The organism is Ramlibacter sp. (genome assembly GCF_036383835.1).
In the GTDB taxonomy this organism is placed as follows: Bacteria; Pseudomonadota; Gammaproteobacteria; order Burkholderiales; family Burkholderiaceae_C; genus Ramlibacter.
Window position 1 is genome coordinate 20,134 of record NZ_DASVNN010000076.1, and the last position, 15,642, is coordinate 35,775.

A 15,642-nucleotide genomic window follows, 5' to 3' on the forward strand; every position below is an offset into this window, starting at 1 on the left:
TTCAGGCCATGCCCCATCCGCTCCACGGTGTTGCGCCCCTGCCCCACCTCGGCGTCATCCGCGCGCAAGGCGAGGACGCCGCCAAGTTCCTCCATGGACAGCTGACCCAGGACTTCGCCCTGCTGGGCATGGACACCGCGCGCCTCGCGGCGTTCTGCAATGCCAAGGGGCGCATGCTGGCGAGCTTCGTCGCGTTCAAGCGCGCGGGCGACGAGATCCTGCTGGTGTGCAGCCGCGACGTGCTGCCCGCGACGCTCAAGCGCCTGTCCATGTTCGTGTTGCGCTCCAAGGCGAAGCTGAGCGATGCGTCGGCCGGGTTCACGCTGGCCGGGCTGGCGGGCGATGCGCTGCAGGATGCCGGCACCGGCGCGCCGTGGTCGCGCACGGAATTCGCCGGTGGCGATCTCGTGCGGCTGTACCCCGCCGACGGCCAGCCGCGCGCGCTGTGGGTCGCGCCGGCCGGGACGCCGGTTCCCGCAGGCGCCGCGCTCGATCCCGCGCTGTGGCAATGGGGCGAGGTGCGCAGCGGCATCGCGGCCATCACGCAGCCGGTGGTGGAAGCCTTCGTGCCGCAGATGCTGAACTACGAATCGGTGGGCGGCGTGAACTTCAAGAAAGGCTGCTACCCCGGCCAGGAGGTCGTGGCCCGCAGCCAGTTCCGCGGCACGCTCAAGCGCCGCGCCTTCATCGTGCATGCGGAAGGCGAACTCACGCCCGGCCAGGAGGTGTTCCAGGCCGCGGAGCCGGAACAGCCTGCCGGCCTCGTCACCGAAGCGGCACGGGCGCCGCAAGGTGGCTGGGATGCGATCGTGTCGCTGCAGCTGTCCGCCGCCGATGCCGGCGACCTGCATGCGGGCTCCGCCACGGGCGCGTCGCTGCAGTTGCTGCCGCTGCCCTACCCCTTGCTCGAGGACATCTAGGGCGCGACGGCGCCGAGCTGCGCGCGGTACGCGGGCGGCACCTGCTGCAGCACCGCCCTGCGCTCCCGCGGGGCCGCGCTGGCGACGGCCTGGCGGTAGGCCTCCAGCGCGCGGGCCGGATCCTGGAGTTCGTTGGCGTAGAGCGCGCCGAGCTGGAGGTAGCTGCGCGGACGGCTGTCCGGCCACTGGCGCACGCGCCGCTGCAGCAGGTCCGCCGCCAAGGGGTAGTCGCGCGCCTGCCGCGCCAGCAGGAAATACGAGTGGACCAGGTCCTCGTCGGCGATGCCGGCGTCCAGGGCCTCGCGGGCCTTCTGCATCGCGAGCTGCGGCTGGCCGCTGCGCGCCAGCAGCGCCACTTCCAGCGAGAGCACGGTGGGCGCGCGCGGCTGGAGGCTCCGCGCGCGCTCCAGGTAGGCCATGGCGACGTCGTTGCGTCCCATCATCGAATACCCGCGCGCGGCATTGGTGATGATCGCCACCACGTAGGGCCGTGACCGCAGCACGCTTTCCCAGATTGCGGTGGCGTCGGGCCAGTCGCCCCAGCGCGCCAGTTCGTCGGCGATCAGCGGCGTGATCTTGCGGTAGTGCGGATTGATCGCGATGCCTTCGCGCGTGAGTTGCAGGATGTGGCGCTTGGCCGCATCGAAGCGGGGATGCTGCGGATTGCCCGACGCCGTGATCGCCAGGGCGATCTTCGCGGCCGTCACCAGCTTGCGTTCGCTCTCCGCGGCGCGCTGCGCGATGAACAGCGCCAGGGCCATGCAGGCGGCGCAGCCGGCCAGTGCGATGCCGGATCGCCGTCCCGACCAGCGCAGCGCCCGCGCCTGCCAGCGGCCGGCGTAGCCCAGGCGCGCATCGGATGCCGCGAGCGCGCCGAGGCACAACGCGAACAGCGCGCCGGTGGTGGCAAGGCGCCAGGGAAAGCCGGCATTGCTCACGACCATCAGCGCGAACAGGCTGGCCAGCAGCACGGCGCGCCAGGGCCGTTCGGCCTCCGCGGGAGCGCCGTCCGCGCTCCACGTCCGCCACGCGGCGTGCAGCAGCCAGGCCGCGAGCAGCAGGAAGAAGATCCAGCCGGCGAGCCCGTATTCGGCGACGAGCTGCAGCGGTTCGTTGTGGACGTAGTAATCCGTCTCCAGCTGGGCGCCTTCCGCCTGGTACAGCGGGATCTCGCTTTCCCACGCGCCGGCGCCCAGTCCGGCCAGCGGGTGCGCGGCAACGGCACGCACCGTGTCCTTCCACATGAGCAGCCGCAGGCCCACGGACTCGTCCCCGGCCTGGATCGACTGGGTGCGGTTGAATCCGCGCAGCAACGGCGCCGCGCCCTTGCCTTCCGCGACGATGCGCGGGTCGCCGCTGGGAATGGAGCCCAGGCCCGCCACCGTCCCGAGCAGCACGACGATGGGAAGCAGCGCCGTACCCCGGCCCCACCGCGACCAGGCGAGCTGGCCGCGGCAGCGCCACGCGATCGGCGGCACGACCACCAGCAGCTCCATCCAGAACGCGAGCAGCGCCGAACGCGTGCCGGTCATGAGCAGCGCGACGACGACGAAGCCGATGCTCGCGGACAGCAGCGCGATCGCGGAGCTGCGGCGCGCACGCGCCAGCAGCAGCCCGCCGAAGGGCAAGGCGCAGACCACGAACTCCGCGAAGAAGTTGCGGTTGATGAAGGTGGACGACGGCGGCGGTCCCTGCGGGAAGGGACTCGCGCCGGTCCAGAACTGGATCACGGTCCACACCGAAGCCGCCACCGCGCCGAGATGCACGCACCAGGCGAGCAGCGGCAGGCGCTCGCGCGAAAAGACGTTGAGTGCCAGCCAGGCGATCAGCGCGAACACGAACCAGCGCACCGCCTCCACCCCGCCCAGGTAGGGATGCGACCAGGCCATGCTGCCCAGCGCGTACGCCATCAGCAGCAGCGGCAGCCACACGACGGCGTGCCAGCGCACGGCCTTCGCCTGCCCGCGCTGCGCCAGCAGGAAGACCAGCGCCGCGACCAGGGCGCAGAAGGACACGACGATGGACTTCAGCGTGTCCTGCAGCATCTCCTCGCCGGGCACGCCCACGGCGGGCGCCAGGAACAGCATGCCGGCGAGCAGCGCGGCTGCCCAGCCGTCGTTGGCGGGCTCCGCGGGCGGCGTGGGCGCCGCAGGCGACGGTGACCGCGCCATCGTCAGCACGCCAGCGGCAGCGCGCGAGTCATGGTGATGTGCGGGATGCCGGCTTCGTCGTAGGGTTCGCCGCGAGGCGCGAAACCCAGCTTCGCGTAGAAGGACTGCGCCGTGCGCTGCGCATGCAGCTCGATCGCGCCGTCACCGCGCTTGGCCGATGCGTCGGCCAGTGCCCGCAGCACCTGTTCGCCGACGCCGCAGCCGCGCAGCACCTGGTGCACCGCCATGCGGCCGATCTTGGCCGTGCCCTGCTCCGCCGGCAGCAGGCGTCCGGTGGCGACCGGCTGGCCGAGGCGGTTGTAGGCCACCGCATGCAGCGACGTCGCATCGGCCTCGTCCCACTCCAGGTCGGCGGGGATGCGCTGTTCCTTCACGAACACCTCGGTGCGGATGCGCCCCGCGTCCTCGCCGAGTTCGGACCAGCTGCCGGTCTTCACCCGCACCATGGGCTCGCCCGCTTCGAAACCGGAGAGCGTCTCGCGCAAGGCCTGCGGCACGGACCGCGAAGTCTGCGTCGCCGGATCGGCGAACACGTAGACCAGCTCGCAGGTGACCAGCAGTTCCTCGCCGCGGAAGATGGCGCCGAGGAACTGCAGGGACGAATTGCCGATGCGGCCGCACTTCAGCCCGATGTCCAGCCGGTCGTCCATGCGCGCGGAAGCGCTGAACTCCACCGTCGCCTTCTTGACGAAGAGGTCGCCCTGCAGCTGCTGCATTGCTTCCTCGTAAGGCATGGCCAGCGCGCGCCAGTAGTCGGCGACGGCCGTGTCGAAGTACATCAGGTAGTGGGCATTGAAGACGATCTTCTGCATGTCCACTTCCGCCCAGCGCACCCGCAGGCGGTGGAAGAAACGGAAATCTGCTCTCTTCATGAATGCAAGGCGCGTCGCAGGGCCGCGGCGGCGTCCGCATGCGCCTGCCGGGCTTCCGGCAGGGCGCGGCCCATCTTGATGAATTCGTGGGTGACGCCGCGGTAGATCTCCAGGTCCACGGCGACACCGGCTGCGCGCAGTGTATCCGCGTAGTGCAGCGCGTCGTCCACCAGCGGATCGCATTCGGCGAGGCCGAACCACGCGGGTGCCACGCCTTCGAGATCCGGGGTGTTCAGCGGGGCAAAACGCCAGTCGTCGCGCCCGGCGTCGGCGATGTACTGGCCGAAGAAGTATTCGATGTGCGCCTGCTCCAGCACCAGTCCTTCGCCGTAGCGCGCGTGCGATGGCGCTTCCTGGCGCGCGGCGCAGCCCGGGTAGAACAGCAGCTGCAAGGCAACCTCGATACCGGCGTCGCGCGCCAACGTGGCGCACACCGTGGCGAGCGTGCCGCCGGCGCTGTCGCCGCCGAGCGCGATGCGCGCGGTGTCCAGCCCGAGCGTCCCGCCCTCGCGCGCCAGCCACGCGGTCGCGTCCCAGGCGTCGTGCACCGCCGTCGGGAACCGGTGCTCCGGCGCGAGGCGATAACCCACCGACAGCACGGCACAGCCGGAGAGGTGCGCGAGCACGCGGCACAGCGTGTCGTGCGAGGCGATGCTGCCGATGGTGAAACCGCCGCCGTGGAAGTACAGCAGCACCGGCAGCCCTGGCTGCGTCGTGGACGCGACCAGCCGTGCCGGCAGGCTCGTGCCGTCGCGCGCGGGGACGGCGAGATCCTGCACGCGCGCGAGCTGCGGCCTCGACACCTCCAGCACGCCGGCGCCGGCCTCGTAGGCCGTGCGCGCTTCCTGCGGCGACAAGCTGTACAGCGGACGGTGTCCGGCCCGGGCCATGCGCTCCAGCACCGAACGCATGGCCGGTGTCAGTTCGGGATACTGCGGAAGAAATGTCACTCGTGGGGCGGCGGCGGTGCGCGTGCGTGGCTTAAAGTCAGGTTCCCATCGTAAGGGACGGACTCCATGGCCTTCATCTACTACGTGACCCAGATCCAGTTCGACTACGGCGCCATCGGGCTGCTGAAGCAGGAGTGCCAGCGCGTCGGCATCACCCGGCCGCTGATCGTGACCGACCAGGGCGTGAAGGCGGCGGGCGTGCTGCAGAAGGCGCTGGATGCGCTCGAAGGCGTGCCCCATGCGATCTTCGACCAGACGCCGTCCAATCCGACCGAAGCCGCGGTGCGCGCCGCCAGCGAGATCTACCGCGCGCAAGGGTGCGACGGCCTGGTCGCGGTGGGCGGCGGTTCGGCGATCGACTGCGCCAAGGGCGTCGCCATCGCGGCCACGCACGACGGGCCCCTCACCCGCTACGCCACGATCGAAGGCGGCTCGCCGCGCATCACCGAGAAGGTGGCGCCCCTGATCGCGGTGCCGACCACCAGCGGCACCGGCAGCGAAGTGGCCCGCGGCGCGATCATCATCGTCGACGACCACCGCAAGCTGGGCTTCCATTCCTGGCACCTGGTGCCGAAGACGGCCATCTGCGATCCGGAACTCACCCTGGGCCTGCCGCCGAAGCTGACCGCCGCCACCGGCATGGACGCCATCGCGCATTGCATGGAGACCTTCATGTCGGCGGCCTTCAATCCGCCGGCCGACGGCATCGCCCTGGATGGGCTCGAGCGCGGCTGGGGCCACATCGAACGCGCCACCCGCGACGGCAGCGACCGCGAGGCACGGCTGAACCTGATGGCGGCGTCGATGCAGGGCGCGATGGCCTTCCAGAAGGGCCTGGGTTGCGTGCATTCGCTGAGCCACAGCCTGGGCGGCGTCGACCCGCGCCTGCACCACGGCACCCTGAACGCGATGTTCCTGCCGGCGGTGGTGCGCTTCAACGCGCAGGCGCCCTCGGTGCAGAAAGACCGCAGGCTGGAGCGCATGGCGCATGCCATGGGACTGAAGTCCGGCGGCGACATCCCCGAAGCGATCCGCGACATGAACGCCCGCCTCGGCCTGCCTTCGGGTCTCGCCGCGCTGGGCGTGAAGCGCGAGCAGTACGACGACATCATCAAGGGCGCGCTGGCGGACCATTGCCACAAGACGAATCCGCGCGAAGCGAGCCGGGAGGATTACGTGCGGATGCTCGAGGAGTCGATGTAGGCTGGGGGTGCAACCCCAGCGCTTCGCGCGTCGCTGGGGTTCCACCCCAGCCTACAAGGCTTCCACTTTCGCGGGGTCCGGGTTCTCCAGCCACGCCGCGAATTCGTCGGCCAGCTGCCGGCTCGCAGAGGCCGCCTGCGTCCAGTCGCGGATGCGCGCCTGCAGGTCGAGCCCATAGCGCGCGAAGTCGGTGCGATCCGGCAGCTTGCCGTTCGGCAAGGACTGGATCCACGCCGGATCCGGCGCCAGCACCACCATGCGGTCCAGGAACGCCGTCGCGCCGTGGCGCCACTTCAGCGCCTTGTCCAGCCAGCCCGGGATCACCGCTTTCTGGAAATGCGGATACAGCACCAGGCCGGGCCCCGGCCCGCAGTCGTACTTCAGGTGCAGGTGGTAGTCGGTGATGCCGCCGTCCCAGTACGCCCCCTTCGGCGCACCGGGGATGTCGTGCACCGCCTGCAGCACGAAGGGGATCGAGCAGCTGGCCTGCAGCGCCGGATGGAAATTCTCTTCGGTCAGCAGGACCTGCCGCGTCGGGAAGTCGTCGACGCCGAAAGGCAGCGGGCAGGCATTGCCTGATTCCGGCGCGGAGAACACGACGCGCTCCAGCCAGGCACCCATCGCCTTGCGGTGCAGCGTGTTGCTGACGAAGGCGCCGAGATAGCCGAGCGGCGTGGCGATGCGGTGCTCGCGCCCGAGCACGTGGCGGCCGCGCGCGGTGACGACGTGCAGGCGGAAGCGCGGATGCGAGAGCACTTCCTGCACGCGCCCACCGTAGAACGCATGCAGGCTTTCGCTGAAGCGCTGCGAGACGTGCGCGGCGGTCGGGTTCCTGCGCCCGGGCGGCACCTCGTAGTCCTGCGCGATGTAGTCGCGTTCCAGCCGTTCGAAGCCCTGGACCGATGTGCGCAGGCAGGCCGTCGCCATGCGCCAGGCGCCGATCGAGGCGCCCACGAGGTGGATCGTGTGGTCGGTCTGCGGCAGCCACTGGCCGAAGACGAAACGGTCCAGGGGACCGAGGATCAGTCCTTTCGGACCGCCGGCCGCAGCGGGAACGATGCCGACGTCGGCGGGCCGCAAACCATGTTGTTCGAGATGGCGCCGGGCGACCGGCCCGGCGTAGATGCGCAAAGCTCGCATCCGCCCGATTCTAGGAGGCGCGCGCGCGGTTCAGCGCAAGGCGATCGCGAGCGCGCCGGCGCCAGCTGCACCATAGGCGAGCAGCCAGGCGATCCAGCCGTAGCGGCGCTGCCTGCCGTGCTTCGGCGGCGGTTCCGCCGGCACTTCCTTCAGCCGCCTGAGGCCGGCTGCGGAATCGAAATCGGGCGACGGCGACAGGCCCGCCGGGGCGGGCGTCACCATCGTTTCGGCCAGGGCCACCGCAGCCGCCGCGGCGATCATCGTGGCCGCATAGGGCTCCGCCATCGTCTGGGTCGCGTCCGCCGCCGCGCTGCGCGTCCGGTTGATCATCGTGCGGCTCTGCGCGAGGTCGCGGGCCATCTCCGCCGCGTCCTGGTAGCGAGCCGCGGGGTTCTTCTGCATGGCCCGCGCGATCACCGCCTCCAGCGCCGGCGGGACACCCGCGCGGAACTGGCTGGGCGGCGGCGGAGTGCCGTGCAGGATCGTGTTGAGCAGCTGGCCGAGGTTGTTGCCGCTGAAAGGCGGCACGCCCGTCACCAGCTCGTAGAGCATGGAGCCCAGCGAGAAGATGTCGGTGCGGTGGTCCACCGCGTGGCCGCCCACCTGCTCCGGCGACATGTACTTCGGCGAGCCCATCATCGTGCCGCTCTGCGTGCGCACGTTGGACTTCTGCATGCGTGCGATGCCGAAGTCCATGATTTTCGCGTGGCCGTCGGGCAGCAGCATGATGTTGCCCGGCTTCACGTCCCGGTGCACCACGCCGCGCGCATGGGCGGCACCGAGCGCCGCCGCGACCTGCGCGGCGATGTCGACGCCTTCGTGCATCGGCAGCATGCCCGCCGCCATGCGGTCGCGCAGCTCGGTGCCCTCCAGCAACTCCATGGCGATGTACAGGTAATCGCCTTCGCGCCCGAGGTCGTGGATGGTGATGATGCCGGGATGGTTGAGGCCGCCGGCCGCCTTCGCTTCCTGCAGGAAGCGCGCTTCGAGGTGGTTGCGCTCGCTCTCCTCGTCCGGGAGCATCAGGGTCTTGATCGCGACCTGGCGCTGCAGCGAGTCGTCCTCGGCGAGATACACCACGCCCATCGCGCCGCGCCCGAGCTCGCGCAGCACGCGATAGCGCCCGAGGTGCGTGAACGGCAGGGGTCGTTCCAGGGTGGTGCTCACCATATCTTCTTCCAGCGGTCCTTCAGCTGGTCCACCAGCGAGCCCGGTTCCTTGTCCCTAGTCCTCGCACGCCGCTGCGGCGCCGGCAGCGCCGCGAAGCTGTGCTTCAACTGCAGCTCCTCGCCGGGCTGCAACTGCACGTCCAGGTGCAGCGGCGGGAAGCGGCCGCTGCGCACTTCGATCGAGTGCGGACCGGCCGGCAGGCTCAGGTCCAGCATCGGCGGCGTGGTGCCGTGCAATTCGCCGTCGATGAAGACTTCGCCGGCCGGCTTGATGTCCAGGTGGATGATGGCCGGACGGCGTGCCGCCTCGTAGCGCTGGCGCGCGACACGGCCGCCGAAGCCCGCGCCGACCAGCAGCACGATGCCGCTTGCGGCCAGCACATGGCGCCGCACCGAGCGGCCCCGCGCCGCGCCCGCATCGAACACGAAGATCGGGTGCTTGCGCAGCTGCTCGTCGATCATCTCGCCGGCGGGCCGCAGGTCCTCCGCGGCGCGCGGCGCCCAGGCCGCGACGCGGTCCCGGAAGGATTGCGACGCGACGATCGGATGCGTGGCGGTGACGCTCGCGAGCGCCGACGCGGTGTCGAGCGCTTCACCGCGGATGCGGGCGGTGCCGCCCTCGTCCACGACCTGCACGGCGCCGTGGTGCAGGCCGATGCCCAGCGACGCCTGGGCCTCGTCCCGGGCCAGGATGCTTGCCGCCTGCAATGCGACGGACGGAGGCACATCGCCGACGAACGCGAGGCCGTCCGGTGCTTCCAGCACCACACGTCGGTCCTCGGACCAGGCCGCAAGCGCCTTCCGGGCGGTGGCGACCAGCTGTTCGCGTCGGCTCGCGTGCTTGTCCGCATCGTCGCCGACGCCCCGCATCCGCAGGGAAAGTACGCTCGCCACCAGTGGGAACTGGCCCGCCTCCGCCGTCATCCTTGTTGTCGTTTCGCCTGCATCGCCCTATTGTGACAATCTGAGACGAGACTGCCTACAGGCTATTTCCGCAAGCCTTGCAGCTTGGCGAAAGCGCCCTGCATCGCCGAACCGATCGCCGGGTTGTTCGGTGCGCGCTGGCCGCGTGCCGCGCCTTCGAAGCGGTTCTCGCGCGGCCCGCCCGGCTTGCCCACCGGCGCGCCCAGCTTCATCGTGAGGCTGATGCGCTTGCGCACCGTGTCGACTTCCAGCACCTTCACCTTCACGATGTCGCCGGTCTTCACCACTTCGCGGGCATCGGTGACGAACTTGTGGGACAGCTGGCTCACGTGCACCAGGCCGTCCTGGTGCACCCCGAGGTCGACGAAGGCGCCGAAGGCGGCGACGTTGCTCACCGTGCCTTCGAGTTCCATGCCGGGCTGCAGGTCGGCGATGTCGTCCACGCCGTCGTTGAAGCGCGCGACCTTGAAGTCGGGACGCGGATCGCGGCCCGGCTTCTCCAGTTCACCGAGGATGTCCTTGACGGTGATGACGCCGAACTTCTCGTTGGCGAACAGCTCCGGCTTGAGCGTCTTGAGCATGTCGGCGCGGCCCATCAGGTCCTTCACCGGCTTCTTCGCCGCCTCCAGGATCCTTTCCACCACCGGATAGGTCTCCGGGTGCACGCCCGTCATGTCCAGCGGGTTCTCGCCGTCGCGGATGCGCAGGAAGCCCGCGCTCTGCTCGAAGGTCTTGGGACCGAGGCCGCTCACTTGCAGGAGTTGCTGGCGGTTACGGAAGGCCCCGTTCGATTCGCGCCACTGCACGACGGCCCTGGCCACCGAAGGCGACAGGCCCGAAACGCGCGACAGCAGCGGCGCGCTGGCGGTGTTGAGGTCCACGCCGACGCGGTTCACGCAGTCTTCCACCACGGCGTCCAGCGTGCGCGCCAGTTCGCTCTGGTTCACGTCGTGCTGGTACTGGCCGACGCCGATCGACTTGGGCTCGATCTTCACCAGTTCGGCCAGCGGATCCTGCAGGCGGCGCGCGATCGAGGCGGCGCCGCGCAGGCTCACGTCCACGTCGGGCATTTCCTGCGATGCGTATTCGCTGGCGGAGTAGACCGAGGCACCGGCCTCGCTCACCACGACGCGCTGGATGTCGTCGCCGAGGCCCTTGACCAGGTCCGCGGCCAGCTTGTCGGTCTCGCGGCTCGCCGTGCCGTTGCCGATGGCGATCAGGTTCACGCCGTGCTTCTTGCAAAGCAGCGCCAGCGTGTGCAGCGAACCGGCCCAGTCGCGCCGGGGTTCGTGCGGATACACGGTGGAGGTGTCGACCAGCTTGCCGGTGGCGTCGACCACCGCGACCTTCACGCCGGTGCGGATGCCGGGGTCCAGGCCCATGACGACGCGCGGGCCGGCGGGCGCCGCCAGCAGCAGGTCGCGCAGGTTCTCGGCGAACACCTTGATCGCCACCTTCTCGGCGTCCTCGCGCAGCCGCGAGAACAGGTCGCGCTCGGTGGAGAGCGACAGCTTCACGCGCCAGGTCCACGCCACGCACTTGCGCAGCAGGTCGTCGGCGGCGCGCTTGCCGTGGCTCCACCCCAGGTGCAGCGCGATCTTTCCTTCGGCGATGGAGGGCTGGCCCGGTTCAGGATCGACCGGCAGCGAGAGTTTCGCTTCCAGGATGTCCTGCGCGCGGCCACGGAACACCGCCAGTGCGCGGTGCGAAGGCACCTTGCCGACGGGTTCGTCGTAGTCGAAGTAGTCGCGGAACTTGGCGACGTCGGGGTGGTTCTCGTCCTTGCCGGCGGTGAGCTTGGACTTCAGCAGGCCCTCGGTCCACAGCCACTCGCGCAGCGACTGCACCAGCACCGCATCCTCGGCCCAGCGCTCCGACAGGAGGTCGCGCACGCCGTCGAGCACGGCGGGCACGGTCGTGAAATCTTCCCCGCCCTCGCCCTTTTCCTTTTTCACGAAAGGCATGGCTTCGGCGGCCGGATCGCGCGTCGGGTCGGCCCACAACAGGTCGGCCAGCGGTTCGATGCCGGCTTCGCGCGCGATCTGGCCCTTGGTGCGGCGCCTGGGCTTGTAGGGCAGGTAGAGGTCTTCCAGCTCCTGCTTGGTGGGCGCCGCCTCGAGGGTCGCGCGCAACGCGGGCGTCAGCTTGCCCTGCTCGTCGATGCTCTTGAGCACGGCTTCGCGCCGCTCCTCGAGCTCGCGCAGGTAGGAAAGCCGCGCCTCCAGTTCGCGCAGCTGGATGTCGTCGAGGCCGTCGGTGGCCTCCTTGCGGTAACGGGCGATGAAGGGGACGCTGGAGCCGCCATCCAGCAGCTCGACGGCAGCGGCGACCTGCCGCTCCTGAACGCGGAGTTCGGCGGCGATCTGCCGCAGGATCTTTTGCATCGTGGGACTCAAACTGCTCAGGAACTCGATGGAAGCGCGCGAGTTTGCCACACGGCTCGCACAGCCAAACAGGGCGCCGGCTGACAGGTGTTGCGGCTCCACTGCAGAGAATGGTTGACAACATTCCTGGGAGACCCCATGCGCTCACGATTCATATTGCTCGTCGTGGCGATCCTGCTCATCGCGGGCTTCGCCGCCCTCAACTGGTCCGAGATCGTTCGTCCTGCGCCCCTGCTGATCGGTCCGATCATGATGGACGCGCCGCTCGGCGCCATCCTCCTGGGCCTGCTGGCCCTGGCGGTCGTCGTCTTCGCGCTCAGCGCCGCGTCGATGCGCACGCACACGCTGCTGGAGTCGCGCCACCACTACAAGGAACTCGAGGCGCAGCGCGCGCTGGCCGACAAGGCCGAAGCGTCGCGCTTCACCGACCTGCGCGGCCACATGGACAACCACATGCGCGACCTGCGCGAGCGCGACTCCATCGCCGCGACGGAACTGGAGAAGGCGCGGCTGGAGCACCGCCGCGAGATCAACACGCAGCTGGAACAGATCAATCGCACGCTGTCGGCCCGCCTGAACGAGATGGAGCACCGCCTCGAGACGCGCTTCGAGCGCATGGGCTACGGCCGTGCCGCGCCCGTGGCCGGCGCCGCGCCGCCGGTGCTGCGCAGCGAAGTGGAGCGCCCGAACACCGTGCGCGAACACGCCGAGGCCCGCGAGGAGGTGCAGCAGCAGGCGCGCGAGCAGCAGGCGAACCAGGCGCAGATGCGCGAGGAAGAACGCCTGCGCGACGACCGCATCCGCGAGGAACGCGACCTGCGCAGCGACGAAGAGCGCGCGCGGGCGGAGAATGGCGAGCGACGGCCGGAGTCCGGCTGGCGCCGCTGGTTCTGATACGGGTCGTCGCGTCGTTTCGTAGGGTGGGCAAGCTCCGCTTGCCCACCATGGATGTTCCGGCGCCACGGTGGGCAAGCAAGCTTGCCCACCCTACCACCGGCCGCCCTCAAAAGAGCCCGGGCTCGTCCCCGAACCGGGCCTGCTCGATCTCCAGCATTCGCAGCTTCGTGAGCGCCCCGCCCTCGGCGGAGAAGCCCCCCGAACGGCCGCCGGCCGCGAGCACGCGGTGGCAGGGGATCACCGGCGCGAAGGGATTGCGTCCCAGCGCCTGGCCCACGGCGCGCGCGGCGCCCGGCTCGCCGACGCGACGCGCCACTTCCCCATAGGTCAGCACTTCGCCCGGCGGGATCGCGCGGGTGACCTCGTACACCTTGCGGTGGAACTCCGGGACCTCGTCCAGGGCGAGAGGCAGGTCGGCGAGGTCGTCGCGTTCGCCGGCGAGCAGGTTCCGGATCCGCGCGATCGCGTCCTGCACGAAGGCCGGCGGTTCGCTTTCCGGCAGCGGCCCCGCATGGCGCAGCATGCGTTCGCGCGTGCCTTCAGGCGTCGTCTCGGGCAGTTGCACCGCCGCCAGCGCATCCGCGGTCCAGGCGACGCCGCACGGGCCGATGGCGGTGTCGAACAGGCAGCAGCCCAGCGCGCGGGCCATCGCCATCCTCAGGCCGGAGCAGCCGCGCGCAGCACGTAGCCGATGCGCGGGAAGTGCACGTGCACGGCGCCGCTGCGCGCATCCTGCCGGCTCAGCGTGTAGTGCGTGCGGGTGGCGGCGATCAGTTCGCCTTCGGTGGGTTCGTTGCCGAAAGCTTCCGCGGTGATCGTCACGCGGCTGCCCAGCGCGAAGCCGTGGTCGTCCTGGAAGGCGCTGTCGATCAGCAGGTTGGAACCCGGCGGCTGCGGCTCGGCCGCCGCCGCGAGGGCGATCGCGTCCTCCGGCGTCAGCGCGGTCATCGCGCCATGGCCGATCGCTTCCATGCGATTGGCCCATTCGCCCACGGATGGCGTCGTGTTGAGGATGTCGGCCAGCACCGGCACCTGGGTGCGCGTGTACCAGATGCCGTGGTAGGCCGCGAAATCCGCCACGCAGGGCTCGATGCCGAACAGGAAGTCGTGCTCGTCGGCCATGTTGGCGATGCGCCGGAGGTAGGAGCGGTAGGCCGACGTCGCGTCGCCGGGACGCAGCCGCACCATATTGGCGGACATCGCCTTGCGATCTTCGCCGAAGGCCCTGGCGGCTTCCGGCGACGCCTTGCCGAACACGTGCGCCACGCCGCGCGGCTGCAGGTTGTAGCCCATGGCGGCCCAGAACAGCGAGGTGTCGGCCCATTGGGCGAAGATGCGGCAGACGCCCTTGAGGTGCGGCGGGTACAGCGTGGGCTCGGGACGGATGTGTTCCAGCACGTCGCAGATCAGCGCCGAGTCGCAATAGATGTCGGCTCCCACCTGCAGCACGGGCGCGCGGCGGTAACCGCCGGTGAGCGCCACCAGGTCCGGCTTGGGCAGGATCGCCGGCATGTGCACCGATTTCCACGGCAGCTTCTTGGCGCCGAGGATCAGGCGGATCTTTTCGGAGAACGGAGAGCTGGGATAGTGGTGGAGGATGAGGTCGTGCATGGGCTCAGCGGGGCATGGCTCGCGCGATGATCGCATCGAAACCCGTGCTTGCGGGCAGCATCCCGAAAGCCTGGCCCCAGTCGCCGCCGAGGCGGCTTTCGCAGAAGGCCGAGAACACGGCCGGTGGCGCCGCCTGGCAGAGCAGCGCGGCCTGCACGGTCAGCGCGACGTCCTGCGCCAGCCGCCGGGCTTCCACTTCGCTGGTCATGGCCTCCACCCGCGTGGGCAGGCTCGCCACCATGCGGTCGAGCGCCGCATGCGCGCCCTTGGCCGGCGCAAGCTCCTGCGCCAGCGCCGCGGCGGCATCGGCCCCCGGGTCGGAGCCCGGGGCAGGCTTGCGCATGGCGCGAAGCAGGTCCAGCGCCATGATGTTGCCGGCCCCTTCCCAGATCGAGTTGAGCGGCATCTCGCGGTAGATGCGCGCCATCACGCCCTCGCCGCCCTCTTCCACGTAGCCGTTGCCGCCGAGGCATTCCATCGCCTCCTGGGCGAAGTGGCTGCCGCGCTTGCAGATCCAGAACTTGGAGATCGGCGTGAGCAGGCGGGCGATGGCGGCTTCGTGCGCGTCGTCGCGGCGATCGAAGGCGCGGGCCAGCCGCAAGGCCAGCGTGGTCGCCGCTTCGCTCTCGAGCGCGAGGTCGGCCAGCACGTTGCGCATCAGCGGCTGGTCGACCAGCCGCTTGCCGAAGGCCATGCGCTGCTGCGTGTGGTTCAAGGCGAGCGACAGCGCCTGCCGCATCAGGCCGCTGGTGCCGAGCGCGCAGTCGAGCCGCGTCATGGTGCCCATCTCGAGGATCTGCGGCACTCCGCGGCCCTCGTCGCCCACCAGCCAGGCCGTTGCGCCGTGGAACTCCACCTCCGAGCTCGCATTGGCCTTGTTCCCCAGCTTGTCCTTCAGGCGCTGGATGCGGATCGCATTGCGCGTGCCGTCGGGCAGCACGCGCGGCAGGAACAGGCAGCTGAGGCCGCTCGCCGTCTGCGCCAGCACCAGGAAGGCGTCGCACATCGGCGCGGAGAAGAACCACTTGTGGCCCGTCACCTGGTAGCGCTGGCCCCAGTGGTCGCTGCCGGCCGGTTCGGCGCGCGTGGTGTTCGCCCGCACGTCCGAGCCGCCCTGCTTCTCGGTCATGCCCATGCCCATGGTCACGCCGGCCTTGTCCTTCCAGGGCTTCAGTGCCGGGTCGTAGCTGCGGCTGGTGAGCTTCGGCGCCCAGTCGGCATGGATGGCCGCGTTGCTGCGCAGCGCCGGCGTGACCGCGTAGGTCATGGAGACCGGGCACAGGACCGAGGGCTCCAGCTCGGTGAAGAGCATGAAGCCGGCGGCGCGCAGGACGTGGGGGGATGCGCCCTGTGCGCCCCCAGCGCCCCCACCCCGGCCCTCCCCCGGAGGGGGAGGGGGTG

General features: G+C 70.3%; 13 protein-coding genes. 3 read left to right on the forward strand and 10 right to left on the reverse strand.

The window, feature by feature from the left end:
* Positions 1 to 8 precede the first annotated feature (8 nt).
* Positions 9 to 920, forward strand: coding sequence for a folate-binding protein (locus VF522_RS13235; RefSeq protein ID WP_330908741.1), 912 nt, complete (start codon positions 9 to 11; stop codon positions 918 to 920).
* On the opposite strand, the gene VF522_RS13240 is transcribed toward VF522_RS13235, so the two are convergent.
* Genes VF522_RS13240 through VF522_RS13250 form a run of 3 tightly spaced genes read right to left on the reverse strand, consistent with a single transcriptional unit; the run spans position 917 to position 4,874 of the window.
* Positions 917 to 3,091 (reverse strand): O-antigen ligase family protein, encoded by a 2,175-nt coding sequence (locus tag VF522_RS13240; protein WP_330908742.1) that lies wholly within the window; start codon positions 3,089 to 3,091, stop codon positions 917 to 919. The two genes, VF522_RS13235 and VF522_RS13240, sit on opposite strands and share 4 nt — an antisense overlap.
* Positions 3,092 to 3,093: 2 nt before the next feature.
* Complete coding sequence (locus VF522_RS13245) at positions 3,094 to 3,963, reverse strand: YbgC/FadM family acyl-CoA thioesterase (protein ID WP_330908743.1); 870 nt, start codon at positions 3,961 to 3,963, stop codon at positions 3,094 to 3,096.
* Positions 3,960 to 4,874: an alpha/beta hydrolase gene (locus VF522_RS13250; protein ID WP_330908744.1), complete on the reverse strand. Its 915-nt coding sequence runs from the start codon at positions 4,872 to 4,874 to the stop codon at positions 3,960 to 3,962. The genes VF522_RS13245 and VF522_RS13250 overlap by 4 nt, the downstream gene beginning before the upstream one ends.
* A 105-nt stretch (positions 4,875 to 4,979) precedes the next feature.
* On the opposite strand from VF522_RS13250, the gene VF522_RS13255 reads away from it, so the two are divergent.
* Positions 4,980 to 6,116: an iron-containing alcohol dehydrogenase gene (locus VF522_RS13255; protein ID WP_330908745.1), complete on the forward strand. Its 1,137-nt coding sequence runs from the start codon at positions 4,980 to 4,982 to the stop codon at positions 6,114 to 6,116.
* A 51-nt stretch (positions 6,117 to 6,167) separates the two neighbouring features.
* Here VF522_RS13255 and VF522_RS13260 read toward each other — a convergent pair whose 3' ends face one another.
* The 4 genes from VF522_RS13260 to VF522_RS13275 all read right to left on the reverse strand — a co-directional run bounded on the left by VF522_RS13260 (position 6,168) and on the right by VF522_RS13275 (position 11,733).
* The gene (locus VF522_RS13260) at positions 6,168 to 7,256 is read right to left on the reverse strand and encodes a phospholipase (RefSeq protein ID WP_330908746.1); all 1,089 of its coding nucleotides are present in this window, start codon (positions 7,254 to 7,256) and stop codon (positions 6,168 to 6,170) included.
* Between the two features lie 30 nt (positions 7,257 to 7,286).
* Positions 7,287 to 8,426 carry a serine/threonine-protein kinase gene (locus VF522_RS13265; RefSeq protein ID WP_330908747.1) on the reverse strand — a complete coding sequence of 380 codons (1,140 nt, stop codon included), beginning with the start codon at positions 8,424 to 8,426 and terminating at the stop codon, positions 7,287 to 7,289.
* Complete coding sequence (locus tag VF522_RS13270) at positions 8,420 to 9,349, reverse strand: PEGA domain-containing protein (protein ID WP_330908748.1); 930 nt, start codon at positions 9,347 to 9,349, stop codon at positions 8,420 to 8,422. Before VF522_RS13270 ends, VF522_RS13265 begins: the two co-directional genes overlap by 7 nt.
* A gap of 62 nt (positions 9,350 to 9,411) precedes the next feature.
* Complete coding sequence (locus VF522_RS13275) at positions 9,412 to 11,733, reverse strand: Tex family protein (RefSeq protein WP_330908749.1); 2,322 nt, start codon at positions 11,731 to 11,733, stop codon at positions 9,412 to 9,414.
* Positions 11,734 to 11,871: 138 nt separating this feature from the next.
* Here VF522_RS13275 and VF522_RS13280 point away from each other — a divergent pair, with 138 nt between their 5' ends.
* Complete coding sequence (locus VF522_RS13280; RefSeq protein ID WP_330908750.1) at positions 11,872 to 12,627, forward strand: hypothetical protein; 756 nt, start codon at positions 11,872 to 11,874, stop codon at positions 12,625 to 12,627.
* Between the two features lie 109 nt (positions 12,628 to 12,736).
* On the opposite strand, the gene VF522_RS13285 is transcribed toward VF522_RS13280, so the two are convergent.
* The 3 genes from VF522_RS13285 to VF522_RS13295 all read right to left on the reverse strand — a co-directional run.
* Positions 12,737 to 13,279, reverse strand: coding sequence for a methylated-DNA--[protein]-cysteine S-methyltransferase (locus VF522_RS13285; RefSeq protein WP_330908751.1), 543 nt, complete (start codon positions 13,277 to 13,279; stop codon positions 12,737 to 12,739).
* A gap of 8 nt (positions 13,280 to 13,287) precedes the next feature.
* Positions 13,288 to 14,241: a glutathione S-transferase family protein gene (locus VF522_RS13290; protein WP_330908752.1), complete on the reverse strand. Its 954-nt coding sequence runs from the start codon at positions 14,239 to 14,241 to the stop codon at positions 13,288 to 13,290.
* A 4-nt stretch (positions 14,242 to 14,245) separates the two neighbouring features.
* Positions 14,246 to 15,642: acyl-CoA dehydrogenase family protein (locus tag VF522_RS13295; protein WP_330908753.1), on the reverse strand; the 1,397-nt coding region annotated here is incomplete at its 5' end.